Raw genomic sequence first — 14,758 nt, 5'->3', positions numbered from 1 at the left:
ATCACCGCTGGCTAATGCGGCGATGCGATCTTCTGCGTTGTTCGGCCGGGACGGCCGGGCGATGGTGGACGCATGAGCGAAAGCGTGATCGACATCGTGGCGGCACCGGATCATCTCGGGACCCCACGCTGGCACGCTGTGGTGTCGCCCGGTTTGGTGGCCGGGGTCGCCGATCTACGTCCGGTCATGCCGTTCGAGTACGAACTGCCACCGCCGACCGCCCTGCAGCCGGGCACCCTTGCGCTGAACCTGTGTGTGCAGCCGCAGTGGCGTCGACGAGGGATCGGATCGCTGCTGCTGGCCGCCGTTGGTGCACACGCCGTGGGACGGCGGCTGATCGTGGAGACCGCCCCGGATTCCGCCGCGCAGTCGTTCTGCGAGCGGCACGGATTTCGGCGCACCGGATCCAGGATCCATGACCTGCTCGCGTACCGCGATATTCACCATGCCTGGCTGGGTGAGTTGGTCGACGTCGAGCACCCCGGATACCGGCTGCGTCACTGGACCGGTGACCCGACTGGCGCGAACAGCGTCGAGCAACTACTCCGGTATCCGAGCCGACCGGGTAATGCGGTGGTGAGCACCGCCGAGGCGGACGGCGGCGTGGCCGCCTATGTCTTGGCGATGACGGATGCACCGTCGCAGCGTCGCGCCCGCCAGTACGGCCCTGCCGTGCTCGTCGGTCATCGCGGACGGCGGCTGGGACTGTGGGTCAACGCCGCTCTGCTCACGCGACTGCGCGAGATCCACCCACACGTCGAGGAGATCGAGACTCGCACCGTCGACGAGGACTCCGACCTGGTCGCCCTGCATCGACACCTGGGCTTCCGCCCTCTCGGGCGGCGTCTCCGCTACGAACTCACCCTGCCGTAACCGGCGGCCCTGATCCCGGTCCAGCAGCACCGGGCCGACGCGTCCACTGAAAAGAGATTTGTCATGAAAGATCCTGCCTGCCCCCGGACGCGCGCCGCCCCGGGCGGGAGCCGAGACCCGCCCGGTGATCCCGGGCCGCCACCCGGCGGTCGCCACCTGCCCACGTCAATGTCAAGGAGCTCAACACTGTGTCCGTCAACCTTTCCACCCAGGACAAACTCACGCTTCGCACGGCCGCGTACGGTGCGGTCACGCTGCTGTCGGCCGCTGGAGCCGCTGGCGGCTCACCCCACAAGATCGCCACCGGCGGGTCCATCGCCCTGGCCTCGGCAACCGGCCTGGTCGGGCACGTGCTCGCGGAGAAGTCCACGGGTATTGACCTGGGCGGCAGGTCGGTGGCCGAGATCGCCGACCGCGTTCTGCCCGCCCTGACCGAGGCGATGCGCCTGCTCGCCGAGCAGGCTCCGGCCGAGGCCGACAACTTCCGCCGCACCGTCGTCGTCGCCCTCGACGCGGCCGTCCGTACCCGGCAGGGCGCACCCGGTCCCACCGTCGCCGACATGACCAACAAGATCATCGCGGCGCTCGACGCCGCCGAGGCCACCCCGGAGGTGACCGCGTGACGACCCCGGCGATCTCGGTCTCCGGCCTGCGCAAGGCGTACAAGGACAAGACCGTCCTCGACGGCGTCGACTTCGACGTCCACGCTGGCACGGTGTTCTGTCTGCTCGGCCCCAACGGCGCGGGCAAGACGACGACGGTGAACGTGCTGACCACGCTGGTGCAGGCCGACGGCGGCGCGGTCCGGGTCGCCGGCCACGACCTTGCCACCGACGCCAGGGCGGTCCGCGCGGCCATCGGCGTCACCGGCCAGTTCGCGGCCGTCGACGAACTGCTGACCGGACGCGAGAACCTCCAGCTGATGGTGGACCTCAACCGCGGGGTCGCCGGCGACGGCGAGCGGATCGTCGCGGACCTGCTGGACCGGTTCGAGCTGACCGCCTCGGCGGACAAGCCGACCTCCACCTACTCCGGGGGCATGCGCCGCAAGCTCGACCTGGCGATGACGCTGGTCGGCAATCCGCGGATCATCTTCCTCGACGAGCCGACGACGGGCCTGGACCCGCGCAGCCGCCGCACCATGTGGTCGATCGTGCGTGACCTGGTCGACGACGGCGTGACCATCTTCCTCACCACGCAGTACCTGGAGGAGGCCGACCAACTCGCCGACCGCCTCGCGGTGCTCGACCAGGGCCGCCTGGTCGCCCAGGGCACGCCGGAAGAGCTCAAGCGCCTCATCCCCGGAACACACGTACGGCTGCGGTTCTCCACCGCCGCCGAACTCGACGCCGCCGCGGGGATCTTCCCCGTGGCCACCCGAGACGACGACGCGCTGGCCCTGCGGGTGCCCGCCGACGGCGGCACGAAGTCACTGCGGGCCCTGCTGGACCGGCTCGACGAGCACTCCCTCAGCGCCGAGGAGTGCTCCGTGCGCACCCCGGACCTCGACGACGTTTTCCTCGCCCTGACCGGCCACGCCACGGAGGTCGACACGAAATGAGCGCCCAGTCCCAGTCGCTGGTCATGCTGCGCCGCAACCTCAAACACCTCACCCGGAACCCGACCTCGGTGTTCAACGCCGTCCTGATGCCGATCATCATCATGCTGATGTTCGTGTACATGTTCGGCGACGCCTTCAGCGTCGGCGTGGACTACATCGACTACGCGACGCCGGGCATGATCCTGCTGGCCGTCTGCTACGGGCTGGGAGCCACCGCGACGGCGGTGAACTCCGACATGACCAAGGGCATCATCAACCGGTTCAAGGCCATGGACGTCTCCCGCGGCGCGGTGCTGACCGGCCACGTCATCACCAGCGTGCTGACCAACGTGATCGCCATCGCGGCGCTCGTCGGAGTGGCCTTCCTGCTGGGGTTCAGCCCGGAGGCGAGCCTGACCGACTGGCTCGCCGTGGGTGGCGTCGTCGTTCTGCTCGCGTTCGCGGCGGGCTGGTTCACGGTCGCGCTGGGACTGTCGGCGAAGTCGCCGGAGACAGCGGGCATGGCCGCCGTGCCGCTGGTCATGCTGCCGTTCTTCAGCAGCGCGATCGTACCGGCGGAGAAGATGGGACCGGGTCTTCGTCAGTTCGCCGAGTACCAACCGTTCACGCCGATCATCGAGACCGTGCGCGGCCTGCTCGACAGCGCGCCCGACACCACCGACGCGGCCGTCGCCGTCGCCTGGTGCGTGGCGATCGCCCTCGTCGGCTACCTGTGGGCGCGTTCCGCCTTCACGAAGCGAGCCTGACCCGGGCCGGTGTGGGGCGTTGCGGCGCCGTCTCGGTGAGCGTAATCCGACGAGGCGGCGCCGCAACGGGTCGAGAGGCCTTGCGCTCGGCACCTGGCCGTCGCGGCCGAACGGCCGTCACCGGCATGTCCGTGTCAAAGCTGTCGAGGTCGATCGCGTCCTGGACCGAGGCATGTGGCGGCAGCGCCAGCGATTGGGTCAGGTAGCCGGTACCGCCGGGGGTAATCACCGTCAGTTCCGAGGAAGACGCGGCACTGGTCCAGAACGGCGTGTGCTCTCCGGCGGATGCCAACCCGGGTGAACCGTGCCAATGCGGGTCACCTCGGCCGACCGCCGGTCGCGAACCGGGGTTCGTGTGCTCCGGGCGTGGTCCTGGGCTGGCTGAACAGGGCCTCGGGGTTGTGGGTGAACGTGGGCCACTCCCTGCCACCCCAGGTGAACCCCAGGTCGCTAGACTGTGCCCTCGCGCCCTCGTAGCTCAGGGGATAGAGCATCGGTTTCCTAAACCGTGTGTCGCAGGTTCGAATCCTGCCGGGGGCACCTCGAAGATCAGCAGGAACGCTGCCTGGCCTGCGGATACGCTTCCCCGTCGATCGGCCAAGATGTGCAACTGGATGCCACCCGGAGCCGCCGTTTGCAGCCCTCCGTGCAAAATACGTGCAATGATCTTGGACGCTTGAGAGCGCCCGTTCCCGCAGGTCACAGCCCACAAAGGCGGAGGGGCCGCAGCACCCGTCACGGCCCCTCCCACGCTACCGGCGTTTATCAGCTCAGCGCCGCCTCGATGCGCTCGTTCATCCGGCTGCGGTCCCCGTCGAGGCACTTGGCGTACACCTTGAGCAGGACGTCGACCGAGTGGCCGGCCCGCTCCGCGACCTCCGGTGCCGGTAAGCCGGCGTTGAGCCACAGCGACACCCCGGCGTGCCGCAGGTCGTACGGACGACCGGCCAGGGGAGAGGCCACCCGCTCCGGCGGCAAGCTGAACCGCCGCGCCTCCTCCCACACTCGCGAGTACGTCGAGGACGCCACCACGTTGCCCCGCCCGCTGCGGAACAGGCGCCCGTCGGCACCTACGCCGAAGCGGCCGATGTGTGCCCGCAGGATCGCCACCAGCTCCGGCGGGATCGGCACCTCTCGCGCCTCTGCGTCGCCCCGGTGCTTCAACCCCCGGTCGTCGTGTACCTCGCCACTGTCGGTGTACCGCTTCCCGGCCGCCGGCCGGGATTTCTCCAGCGTCAAAAGGCCCCAACCCTTCGCCGGGAGATGGCAATCCCGCTCCCGCAAGCCCAGCGCCTCGCTTGGCCGCAGCGCCGCGAAGTACAGGCAGGCGTAGAAGGCGACCAGGCGCTCACCGCGCCGGCCGTCCTTGCCTCGCTGACCGACGTACGTGACCCCGATGAGCAGTTCCCGCGCCTGGCGGACGTTCACCACGACTCGGCGGTCGACTTCACCGGACAGCTTCCGCCGGCTCGACCGCACCCGCAGCTTGTCGACCGGGTTGAAGTCCAACAGCTCCAGCTCGACGGCGTACTGAAGGACGTTGTAGAAGACCGAGCGTCGCCGCCTGGTCGTCGACGCCGCCGCCGGCCGGCCGTCCATCCGCAAGCCGAGCGCGTCCAACGCTGGCCGCACCACCGCGGCTTCCGCCAGCGCCGACAGCGGCAGCGAAGCCCGCTCCAACCACCGCAGCGCCGCAGCGACCTCCGCAGGCCGGTCGAGTTGCCGAGACGCGGGCGGAAACTCCCACTCCCGCAACGCCCGCCGCAGCACGACCGGGTCAGGCCGCCCGGCCGTGTCCCGCACCAGCGCCGCCGTGACCGACGCCAGCGCATCGGTCGTGCTTTCCCGCGACTTGGCCGCCGCGCCCGGCCACTTCATGTCGAGGTACCGGCGGACGAACCCGAGCCAGCTCACCGACTCTTTCGGCGCAACCATCGGCTCTGGCAGACCGGAGTCACCGTCGAATGCCTCGCCCTGGTTCGCCGCCTGCATCAGGTCCGACCGGAAGTTGTCCGCCAGCGCCCGGGTGCTGAACGTCCGCGACTTCGGCCCCGTTCCCACCACCCATCGAACGGTGTACGACTTCTTACGACCCGCCAGCGCGTTGACCTGGATGCCCCGGATTCGTACCTCGCGCGACTTCACGCCGCCTCCCGGTGCTGCTCCAGCCACGCCCGCAGGTCTCGCCGTTCAATGCGCAACTCACCGTTGGGTAGCTTGATGCACTCCGGGGCGATACCTAGCTCACGCCAGCGGTAGAAGGTCCGCCGCGACACTCCGTTGAGGACGGAGAGGACTTCCGGAACGGTCAGCAGCTCACTTTCCATGAGGGGTTCTGTCCTCCAGATGGTTAGGCAGCAGGGGAGAGGGGAGCAGCGGTAGCCGAAACGGCCCCGGCTGTTCGCTGCCGTGCTGTGTCGAGGTCTGTGCGCCACCGAATGCGGGCCGAGATGGCGCGTAGAAGGCGGTGTTCCAGTGGTGGCACGTCGGGGTCTTCGGGTCGGGCGAGTTCGAACCGGTAGCGGTTCGGCCCGTCTGCCTCGTCGGCCGCCGCCTGGTCGTGTTCCTCGGTGTCGGCCATGCCGCCCGCGAGGATGGCCCGTACCCAGGCGCGGTTGTCGGCGCGGTGGTCGGCGAGGGTTTTGCCGGACCATTGGCGGGAGACGAGGACGCGTCGGCCGGTGAAGCCGAGGGTGGAGCGTTGGTGGACCTTCCCGGTGCACCGGCCAGGCGTCAAGCCGGCCTTGACGCCGTCGGGTTGGACGCCGTAGAGCAGCCAGTTGGCGCAGGTTGGCGAGCAGGGCAGCACGGACAGTTCCGCGTGCAGCCGGTCGAAGTGTGCCTTCTGCGCGTCGGATCGTGGCTTGGCCTGGTCGGTCAGGTCCTTGGTGACGTACTTGGTCACGTACCGGATGGAGCGTTCCGCATCCTTGGTGCCTTGCTCGATGCCGCGTGCGTCGATGCGGCCGAGTCGGGCGACGTAGGCGGGTCGGCTGTCGGGTTCCTCCAGGGCGTCAAGCGCTTGACCCCAGGTGGGCAGCGGCTCACGGGTTTTCGGGTCGACGTATTCCTGTCGGTCGACGTCCCACACCGGCGGCTTGTCTAACGAGTACACCGGTTCGCTGAACGGCGGCCACCACACTTGGTGGTAGGTGGCTGCGGCGATCTGTTTGAGCAGCCGGCGGGGCAGGGTGCCGCGGATTGCGAAGTGCGCGTGTGGCGCGAGACGGCGTTGCAGCTCGACGGCGCCCGCGTACTGAACGTTCCAGCCGGCGGCGCGGCGCACGTTCTGCCACCACCTGTCGAGCACCCGGGCGAAGTGGATCGCGTCGAGTGCGGCCCGCCGGTAGTCGTAGGTGGTCGGGTCGACGGGTGTGCCGAGCACGTCGTCATGCGGCCCGTGTCGTTGCCCGCACTCGCACGGGGCGATGTAGGGGCCGCGTCGGAGGTGGGAGTGCACCGGCCCGTGGGAGCCGAGCGTCAGGGTGACGAGCATGGAGGGCCGGTGGGTCTTGCCGGTCTTGCCGGAGTAGGCCCGGCCGACCGTGCGCGGGTCGACGTGCAGCCGGGGCAGGTCCGGGGAGTCCTGCCGCCGCCTGGTGGACCGTTTGCGGCGTGGCCGTTCGTCGCGGTCTTTCGGGGTGAGGTGTCCGCGCAGGCTCGTCTCACCGAGCGCCTCGTCCAGTTCCGCGATGGCGGCGTCGATCTCGGCCAGGTGCGCGACTCGCTCGTCCGGGGTCATCGGCTGGTACTGGACCGCTTCCCGCTCGAATTCCAGGTGTGCCCGTACCCGCACCAGGGCGAGTGCGTCTTCCCCTGGCTTGTCGGGGCGGATGGTGGGTTCGTCGGCGAGGTGCCAGCCTTCCCGGATTTGCTGGATCCGCAGCCGCCGGCCCCGCTCCGCACACGGCTTGCACTTCGCCGCCAGGGTCGCCCCGCACGGCACCTCTACCACCTCGGTCACGCCGGTGGCGGTGTCGGTACGGCGCAGGGCAAGGGGTCGGACGCAGACGCCGTGCTGTTCGGCGAGTTGCTTGAGCGCGTCCTTGGCGAGAGGTTTGCGCATCCGGTCGGCCCGTGACCCCGGCCGAGGCCGCTCCATTACCTCAGCGGCCGGGGTTGCGGTGGGGATGAGTTCGAGTTGGTTCACCGGTCGCCCTCCGGACCGGCAGGGGTGCCGTTGCGCGGGGTGAACGCCGCCGCCGGGACGGGCACGAGTCCGGGACGCCGTTCGCGTTCGATCGACGGCACTGGCCGCAGGACCACTGGCCGACGCTGCTCCTCGTCGACATCCCGAACGACGGGCGCCGCCTGGTCGTCGTTGGCCCGTGCGTCGCTTCCGGCCGCCTGGTCGTCGTTGGATGGCACCGGCAGCGCGTCGCTACCGCTCGGCATGGTGGCCGGTGGCACGGGGGCGGTGGAGAAGACGAGTTTGGACAGGCCGAGAAACGCCAGCGCGGGCACGGCGGACAGGAGCCAGCCGGACAGGCCCGGTTTGGCCACCGCGAGCTGCGCAGCCAAAGACAGCGCCACCGCACACACGAGCAGGAACATCGGGTAGCCGATCGGTCCGCCAGTGCGGCGGCGTTGCCGGATGGTTAGCAGTGCGGCCAGGGGTAGCAGTTCGGAGATGGCGGCGTTGGCCCAGCCGAACCAGTCCCCCGTACCGGCGGGCGAGTTGGCCATGGTCCAGTCGTGCACGTGGGTGAACGACGCTGCCCCGGCCAGTCCGCCGACGACGAGGACGATGAGGACCAGGACCACGCCCTCCACCCGTTGCGCGTTGCTTTTCACGCGGTCACCCCCTGCTCGCCGTCGGTGGTTGTGTCGAGTCGGCGGTAGGTGTGGCCGAGGGCGCGGATGTCGTCGTCGGTGAGGTAGGCAAAGCGGACCCGGACGGGTTCACGGACGCCGTCGAGGACGACGAACCCCACCCCCGGCGACGTTTCCGGGATCCGGTCGCACAGGGCACCCCGGTCGCGGGAGGCTTCACCGAGGACCATGTCCACCTGCTCCGGCTCGGTCAACCGCAGGCCGATGCGGGTCGGGAACAGATCCCGAAACGGCAACACGTCCTTACGCGGGTCCTGCAACGCCGCGACGACGTGCACCCCGACCGCCCGGCCCTGCGACAGCAGGAGACCGAGGGATTCCTTGATCCGGTCCCGGACCTTCCGGTCGGTGATGTAGGCGGTCAACGCGGCCAGCTCATCGATGACCAGGACCAGCAACGGCTCCTCGACCGTCGGCACATGCTGACGCGTCACCCCACGCAACCGGGACGCCCGCAACCGCATCCGCTTCACGGCCTCGTCGAGGACGCCGGCCATGCCGTCGGCGTCGTCGTAGGCGAACCGGGCGAACAACGGCACCCCCGCCGCCAACTCCATCCCGCCCTTCGGATCGAACGCCCACACCTCCACCAGACCGGAACGGATCCCGCCGGCCAGAGAGCGGATGAGCGACCACAACACCGAGCCCTTACCCGCCCCGGTCGCCCCCGCGATCAGGACGTGTGAGCCGGCCAGCCGCAGCCGGTAGGGTTCGCCGTCTTCGCGGACTCCGAGGAGTAGCCCGCCGAGGTCGGGCACGTCCGTCACGGGGAGCGGCGTCACGATGCGGGCGAGGGGGTCACGGCGCATGAAGCGCACCACCACCCGATCGGGACGGTCGGTGGAACGGGCCTGGCCGGTGTGCTGCCGGAACGCGTAGGCGAGACGTTCCGCAGCCTGGCCCCAGTCATCCGGAATCTGGCCCGGCAGCATCCGCACGGTCAGCTCATCGCCCCACCGATCACAACGCACCCGCAGCAGCCGGGGCACATAGCGGTCACCACCGAACACCGTCGCCAGGCCGCAGGTAGCCATGACCGACGCCCACCGGGGCTGGTACACCACCAACGCCCGGATGCGGGCGACGAGCGGGTACCAGCCGAACCGCAGCCACGACACCGGATGCCACCGCCACCACCCGACACAGCCAGCGGCAACGGCGGTGACGACGCCGGCCAGGACCAGGCCACCAAACTCGGCCCGGATCCACAGCGCGAGCACGGTCGGGCCGGTGAGCCACCAGTAGCGGATGGCCATGACGGTGAGGCGGGCAAGGCCACGGGCCAGCCACCAGAACACCAGCAGCCAGCCCGGCACCCGCCACGCAGGCAGGCGCATGTTCATCGGCGCAACGGGGATCTTGTCCCCCGGAATGATGTTGATCAGAGGCACACGTCACCGCCCTGACCACGGCGACCACGGCCCAACGTGGAGATGCACGACCGGCACGACATACGCCGCAGGTCAAACCGACGCGGCTTCACCCACTGGGAGCAGCGGGGGCAGCGGATCGCGTAGACCAGTCCGGAAGCCGGCGGCATTCGCAGCAGTGACCGCAGCGCCGCTTCCACCTCCCGCAGCGCATGCCGCAGGTCGGCCAGGCTGGTTCGGAACAGCAGGAGCAGCGCCCCGACCAGCAGCGGCACGGCTGCGATCAGGGCAGGGTGAACTACGGTGGGCATCACGCCCTCCTTCATCAGACGAGGGATGAGGTGAGCGCGGGGACGGGCCGGGACTCTTGGCGGGGAAACGACCCGCCCCGCGCGCTAACGAAGCGATCAGGCGGCCACCGAGCCCGGCACCGCCGACGCCGGACGGATCGCCGAGGCCCGCAGCGAGTACGCCATCCGGGAACGGCAGTCACCCGAGGAGCGGCCCGGCTTGCACCGCTGCGAATCCACATACGGCGTCAGCGTCAGGCCCTCGAACTCCACCGCCGGTGGATAACCCGGCACTGTCGACGGCGGCGGCACCGGCTGCTGCGCGGCCACCACCTTGACCTTCACCTCAGTCGAGCGGCCGAACTTCCCGGCCTCCGGGTCCAGGTCCATCACCCGCACTACCCAAACCCGCTCCCCGGTCTCCTTGTCCCGCGCCTGGTTATCCGCCTCACCCCGCCGCTGAAAATCGATCTGCGGCGACACACCCAGGCAGAGAGCCCCAGCGGGGAAGACGTACTCGGACGGGACCGGCACCTTCAACGTCATCGGAACCAACGAACGACCTCCAGAGCCATGAAGCCAACTCAACCAGTTGACTTGTTAAGTTGCATCAAAGGTAGGCGCGGCCAACTTGACTTGTCAAGTGAGGTGTCGGGCTACGTCAGTCGATTGGATAGACGTCTTCGAGATCGTGTCGACGTGCCGGCAGCAGCAGATCCACAGCGAGCAGGGGCTTGGCGGATCGGTCGCAGACGGCCAGCAGCACTGTCAGCGCCGGGTCATGTTCGGCGATCTGCAAGAGCTGGGCTTCTTCGGTGTCGGGCAGCCGAGCGGAGATCCGCTCACTCACGTGGTCGAAGCGCACGCGCTTGCGCGAGGCCACATGCCGGAGCAGTCCCTCTGGAAGCGCGTCGCCGCCGCCGACTCCCGTGCCGTCGGCGAGGTCGACAGGCAGGAACGCGGTACCGAGTTCGACCGGCCCGAGTCCGTCGACTGTGATCAGGCGACGCCGTGCGACGACGGAAGTTCCCGGGTCGATCCCCAGCGCTACGGCTGCCCTTGGGGGAGCCGGCACCGTTCCGGCCTCCAGCAGGGTTGAGCCGGTCCGTTCGTCGTCTTCGAGCACGGCGTAACGGCGTTCGCGCTGCCGCTGGTCGGCCCCGCCGGGCCGGCCGAGGACGAAGCGGCCCTTGCCCTGTCTGCTGTCGATCCAGCCGTCTTGGCGCAGCAGGTCCAGCGCTCTGACCACGACCGGCCGGGACGCGCCGAACTCGCGGATCAGTTCGGTCTCGCTGGGCAGCATCGAGCCCGGCGGGTACGTGCCGTCTTCGATGCGTTGTTGCACCGCGTTGACGATCACGACGTACTTCGGCGGCGCAACTTCGATCGGCACCGGGCTTCACCTCAGACGACAACTCAGCTTGTCAACAGGCTATCTGCGCTGCTCAGGTTCTGTCCAACGTCCGGCGTTGGCCATCCGGCCTGTCTTGCGAGCGATGCTGCCCTGCCACTCACGCAGGGCGATCTTCAATCGGGCGTTCTCCGCGCGCAGGCTCGCCTCTACGCCATCGCGCGCGGCCAGCTCGTCAACGACCGCGCGCAGGAAGCCGTACACCTGCTCCTCGGCCAGGCCGCGCCGCCCGAACCGGGTACGACGGAACCGGATCCGCTTGACCTGCTCTGGACAGAGTCGGACCAAGCGGGACGCTGCTTGGACGACGCCAACCGAATGCCTGGTCACCGCAACCTCCTCGAAGTTGAGACTGCCGTAGGAACCCTTCGACTCGCCCCGCTCCGCCCGGCACGGCCCGGGAGGGCAGGTGGGGTGCGTCCGGTGGCGGGGGTGGTAGCCGGGGCGAGCAGCCGCAGCCCCGCCGGCCGCACGAAGATCTCTCGCCGGTCCACGGCGTTGCCGGCCCGGTCGAGCGTGTAACCGAGCAGCCAGACCCAACCGTCGTACGTCGTCAGGTCGCAGACCTTGATGACCCGGAAGGTCAGCGACCGCTTCCCGCCGAACTGCACGGACGCATCGCTGCCGACGTGCAGAACGTCGCCCGGTTTCGGGTCCATCACCGCCCGTCCTCACCGCATGATGTGGATGGGCACCGAAGCAGGCGGGCTGTGGCCACGACCGACACCGTGATTCGCCTGCCAGCACCTGCTCCGGTGCCCTGCTCAGGACGCAGCCGCTACCGCAATCGCCGCCGATCGCGTCTGCCTACCGGTGCCGGCGCAGTCCGGGCAGCCCCGTCGTTGCAGCCGGTTCGGATCACTCGGCGCGCGAAGAGACCGCCGAGGGCTGGCCATCTTCCAGCCCCGCCCCTCACAGCCAGTGCAGGCGATGAGAGGCGACGAGGCGTGGCACGTTCCCCGGCGCGAGCGTCCCCCGTTCACGCACCGAAGGACCCGAGCACCGCCCTCCGCCATGGCCGCAGTCGAACCGGCACCGGCACTAGTGGCCCGGCGCCATGTCGGCCCATGCACCTCAGCGGCGAGTACATGCACAATTGCGGTGGGTGAGACGTCCATGGTGGAGATAGAACACCCGGTGACGGAGACCGATCGAGGACCGAACCTGCACCTCTGGCGGACATCGAGCGGACACCATGAGGACCTGCGTTGAGTTCAGGACCTCCGACAGGCGAGCGTGGAGACAGCCCATCAGGAAGGCATCGAGATGGCCCGAGACCGCCGCGAACCTCGCACCGTGCTGGAGCACCTGATCCAGCACAGTGACCGCACGTACGAGGAACTGGCCGACGAGTTCAGCCGCATGGACCCCCGTGCGGCGATCAGCGCCCGACACCTCGGGCGGCTGGCACGCGGTGAACGGGACCTGGCCTCATCGACACCCGCCACCCGGCGAGCGTTGCAGGCCATGTTCGGCAAGACCGTCGATGAGTTGCAGCGTCCCTGGGCACCTGACCAGTTGACCCCTGCGCCGGGCCGACAGCTCATTGTCGAGCCCTTCGGCGCCGGCCCGGAAAGGAACCTCCTCGCCATGGCCGCACAACGCGCCCGCCACTACGCCATGCTTGCCGCCGAAGCCACCTCACCGGCCGCCATCGACCAGCTCACCGAGGACGTACAGCGACTCGCCCTGGCCTACCCGCAGCGCCCGATCAGCCAGATCCTGCCGGACCTGGTCGAGACCCAAGACACCCTGTTCACCCTGCTCGAACGCCGCCAACAACCAGCACAGTCACGGGACCTGCACTTCCTCGCCGGCATCACCAGCGGCCTCCTCGCCAAGGTCTCCCACGACATGGCCGACCCGCACTCCGCGATGTTGCAAGCCCGTACCGCCGTGCTCTGCGCCGACCAGGCCGCACACCCCGGCCTGCAAGCCTGGCTCCGCGGCCTCCAATCCCTGGTCGCCTACTGGGCCGGCCGGTATGCCGAAGCCGTCCGCTACGCCGAAGCCGGACGTGAGTACGCCACCCAGGCCGGCGGCACCTCCGCCGTCTGGCTACCCGCCAGCGCCGCGCGCGCCTACGCCGCCCTCGGCAACGGCGAACAGGCCAAGGCCGCCATACACGAGGCCGAAGACGCCTGGTCCCGGGTACGCCCCGACGAGATGGACGAGATGGGCGGCATCTGCACCTTCAACCAGCCCCGCACCCTCTACTACGCCAGCGACGCACTCGCCTGGCTCCCCGACGAAGCCGCCACCACCGAGCGCTACGCCCTGCAAGCCGTCCAGGCATACTCCGACCACTACGACCCCGCATGGGCCTTCGGCGACCAGGCCGGCTCACACACCAACCTGGCTATCGCCCGCGTCGCCAACGGGGAACTCGACGCCGCCGAAGACGCCCTTGCCCCCGTCCTCGAACTCCCTGCCGACCAGCGCATCAACGGCATCGTGCACTCCGTCCGACGCGTTCACCAGGCCATCACCCGTGCCGGCCACGCCGACGACGCCCGCGACCTCATCGACGGCATCGAACACTTCACCCACACCCCCGCCAACGCCCTGCCTCGATAAGGCACCATCGGCGCATGTACCCGATCACCATCCCCGGCCGCGTCATCACGCTGCGCGAACTGCGACCCGATGACGCGGCCGACGCCTTGGCGATCATCGGCGACGACCGCGTCACCCAGTGGCTCTCCTTCGACAGCCGCGACCACGCCGCCGCCGTTGCCATGGTTGAAGGAGCCGTTACGCGGGCGCAGCTCACCCCGCGCAACGAGTACTACCTAGCCGTAGCCGACACCGAAGACCGCATGATCGGCTTCGCCCGCCTCGGACTCACCGGCCACCAGGCCGCCAAGCTCGGCTACGCCATCGGCGCCGATCACTGGGGTCGCGGCTACGCCACCGACGCCGCCCGCATGCTTGTTGGCTTCGGCTTCCAGGAGCTGGGGCTTCACCGCATCACCGCAGCCATCGGCCCCGACAACGCCGCCTCGATCGCCGTCGTCAAACGACTCGGCATGCAGTACGAAGGCCGCCTCCGCGACCACGTCTACACCAACGGCGCATGGCGCGACTCCCAGCTCTACTCCATCCTCGCCACGGAGTGGAACACCAAACCCGGCTGACCGCTCGCCTCCACCGCGCAGCACGCGCACGAGCAGTTCCGATCATGGCGACGGTACGATCGCCGTCATGCGCGACGCCGACACGCCGCCGCAGGATCCCGCCGACCGTCCCGACACCCGCACCGGGCTCACACCTCGCCAGCAAGCAGCCCTCATCCGAGCCGCCACAGCCGAGGTGTACGAGCGTGTGCAGGAGTGGCGAAATTCGCCCCGCTGGCAAGACACACCCACCAACACTCACCGGTATCAAGTAACTATGGGCGCGATCGTCGCGCTTGACTTGCTACCCGAGCCGCCCACTGCGATGTATCTCACTGAGCTCCTCGAAGCTGTCCGACCGCTACTCGTCGAGTGGCGTCCGAGCCGGCCTGGTCCCGAGCAGCAGATCTTCGTAGCGGTTGAGCGACTTCAACGAGCGTGCGAGTAGCGCGGACTGCCGCCCCTAGTACGGCAGCCGCCGTTTGAGATGTCGCTGGTGGGGCCGGGTAGACGAGGTGCGGCCACCGCGTGATCGTCTGTCTGCTGTGGACATGACTT

The 14,758-nt window shown here is 69.2% G+C and carries 16 protein-coding genes and 1 tRNA gene; 7 read left to right on the top strand and 10 right to left on the bottom strand.

Going from position 1 to position 14,758, the window contains the following annotated elements; genetic code table 11:
* Window positions 1-72 precede the first annotated feature (72 nt).
* The 5 genes from ACFY2A_RS28775 (at window position 73) to ACFY2A_RS28755 (ending at window position 3,720) form a co-directional block, all read left to right on the top strand.
* A complete protein-coding gene (locus tag ACFY2A_RS28775; protein ID WP_387176239.1) occupies window positions 73-873 on the top strand; it encodes a GNAT family N-acetyltransferase in 801 nt (266 codons plus the stop codon).
* A gap of 188 nt (window positions 874-1,061) precedes the next feature.
* Window positions 1,062-1,496, top strand: a complete 435-nt coding sequence (locus tag ACFY2A_RS28770) for a hypothetical protein (protein WP_387176238.1) — start codon at window positions 1,062-1,064, stop codon at window positions 1,494-1,496.
* Window positions 1,493-2,434 carry an ATP-binding cassette domain-containing protein gene (locus ACFY2A_RS28765; RefSeq protein WP_387176236.1) on the top strand — a complete coding sequence of 314 codons (942 nt, stop codon included), beginning with the start codon at window positions 1,493-1,495 and terminating at the stop codon, window positions 2,432-2,434. The genes ACFY2A_RS28770 and ACFY2A_RS28765 overlap by 4 nt, the downstream gene beginning before the upstream one ends.
* Window positions 2,431-3,180 carry an ABC transporter permease gene (locus ACFY2A_RS28760; RefSeq protein WP_387176234.1) on the top strand — a complete coding sequence of 250 codons (750 nt, stop codon included), beginning with the start codon at window positions 2,431-2,433 and terminating at the stop codon, window positions 3,178-3,180. The genes ACFY2A_RS28765 and ACFY2A_RS28760 overlap by 4 nt, the downstream gene beginning before the upstream one ends.
* 467 nt (window positions 3,181-3,647) lie before the next feature.
* Window positions 3,648-3,720, top strand: a tRNA-Arg gene (locus tag ACFY2A_RS28755).
* A gap of 225 nt (window positions 3,721-3,945) precedes the next feature.
* On the opposite strand, the gene ACFY2A_RS28750 is transcribed toward ACFY2A_RS28755, so the two are convergent.
* The 10 genes from ACFY2A_RS28750 to ACFY2A_RS28705 all read right to left on the bottom strand — a co-directional run bounded on the left by ACFY2A_RS28750 (window position 3,946) and on the right by ACFY2A_RS28705 (window position 11,743).
* Entirely contained in the window at window positions 3,946-5,325 is a 1,380-nt protein-coding gene (locus ACFY2A_RS28750; protein ID WP_387176232.1) for a tyrosine-type recombinase/integrase, read from the bottom strand.
* Complete coding sequence (locus ACFY2A_RS28745; protein WP_018722283.1) at window positions 5,322-5,507, bottom strand: AlpA family transcriptional regulator; 186 nt, start codon at window positions 5,505-5,507, stop codon at window positions 5,322-5,324. Before ACFY2A_RS28745 ends, ACFY2A_RS28750 begins: the two co-directional genes overlap by 4 nt.
* A gap of 23 nt (window positions 5,508-5,530) precedes the next feature.
* A complete protein-coding gene (locus tag ACFY2A_RS28740; protein ID WP_387176281.1) occupies window positions 5,531-7,282 on the bottom strand; it encodes a replication initiator in 1,752 nt (583 codons plus the stop codon).
* Window positions 7,283-7,326: 44 nt separating this feature from the next.
* Entirely contained in the window at window positions 7,327-7,974 is a 648-nt protein-coding gene (locus ACFY2A_RS28735; protein WP_387176230.1) for a DUF2637 domain-containing protein, read from the bottom strand.
* Window positions 7,971-9,404: an FtsK/SpoIIIE domain-containing protein gene (locus ACFY2A_RS28730; RefSeq protein WP_387176228.1), complete on the bottom strand. Its 1,434-nt coding sequence runs from the start codon at window positions 9,402-9,404 to the stop codon at window positions 7,971-7,973. The genes ACFY2A_RS28735 and ACFY2A_RS28730 overlap by 4 nt, the downstream gene beginning before the upstream one ends.
* Complete coding sequence (locus ACFY2A_RS28725) at window positions 9,395-9,694, bottom strand: hypothetical protein (RefSeq protein ID WP_387176226.1); 300 nt, start codon at window positions 9,692-9,694, stop codon at window positions 9,395-9,397. Before ACFY2A_RS28725 ends, ACFY2A_RS28730 begins: the two co-directional genes overlap by 10 nt.
* Window positions 9,695-9,790: 96 nt before the next feature.
* Window positions 9,791-10,219: a hypothetical protein gene (locus ACFY2A_RS28720; protein ID WP_387176224.1), complete on the bottom strand. Its 429-nt coding sequence runs from the start codon at window positions 10,217-10,219 to the stop codon at window positions 9,791-9,793.
* A gap of 115 nt (window positions 10,220-10,334) precedes the next feature.
* Window positions 10,335-11,033 carry a GntR family transcriptional regulator gene (locus tag ACFY2A_RS28715; RefSeq protein WP_387176222.1) on the bottom strand — a complete coding sequence of 233 codons (699 nt, stop codon included), beginning with the start codon at window positions 11,031-11,033 and terminating at the stop codon, window positions 10,335-10,337.
* Between the two features lie 72 nt (window positions 11,034-11,105).
* The gene (locus ACFY2A_RS28710) at window positions 11,106-11,414 is read right to left on the bottom strand and encodes a DivIVA domain-containing protein (protein WP_387176220.1); all 309 of its coding nucleotides are present in this window, start codon (window positions 11,412-11,414) and stop codon (window positions 11,106-11,108) included.
* A complete protein-coding gene (locus tag ACFY2A_RS28705) occupies window positions 11,411-11,743 on the bottom strand; it encodes a hypothetical protein (protein WP_387176219.1) in 333 nt (110 codons plus the stop codon). The genes ACFY2A_RS28710 and ACFY2A_RS28705 overlap by 4 nt, the downstream gene beginning before the upstream one ends.
* A gap of 607 nt (window positions 11,744-12,350) precedes the next feature.
* Between ACFY2A_RS28705 and ACFY2A_RS28700 the strand changes: the two genes are divergently transcribed.
* Together ACFY2A_RS28700 and ACFY2A_RS28695 are read left to right on the top strand one after the other, a co-directional pair.
* Window positions 12,351-13,661, top strand: a complete 1,311-nt coding sequence (locus tag ACFY2A_RS28700) for a hypothetical protein (RefSeq protein ID WP_387176217.1) — start codon at window positions 12,351-12,353, stop codon at window positions 13,659-13,661.
* A gap of 14 nt (window positions 13,662-13,675) precedes the next feature.
* Entirely contained in the window at window positions 13,676-14,221 is a 546-nt protein-coding gene (locus tag ACFY2A_RS28695; RefSeq protein ID WP_387176215.1) for a GNAT family N-acetyltransferase, read from the top strand.
* The last annotated feature ends 537 nt before the right edge of the window (window positions 14,222-14,758 follow it).

This window comes from Micromonospora sp. NPDC000442 (assembly GCF_042898635.1).
In the GTDB taxonomy this organism is placed as follows: Bacteria; Actinomycetota; Actinomycetes; order Mycobacteriales; family Micromonosporaceae; genus Micromonospora.
This window is presented reverse-complemented; position numbering and strand designations above follow the sequence as displayed.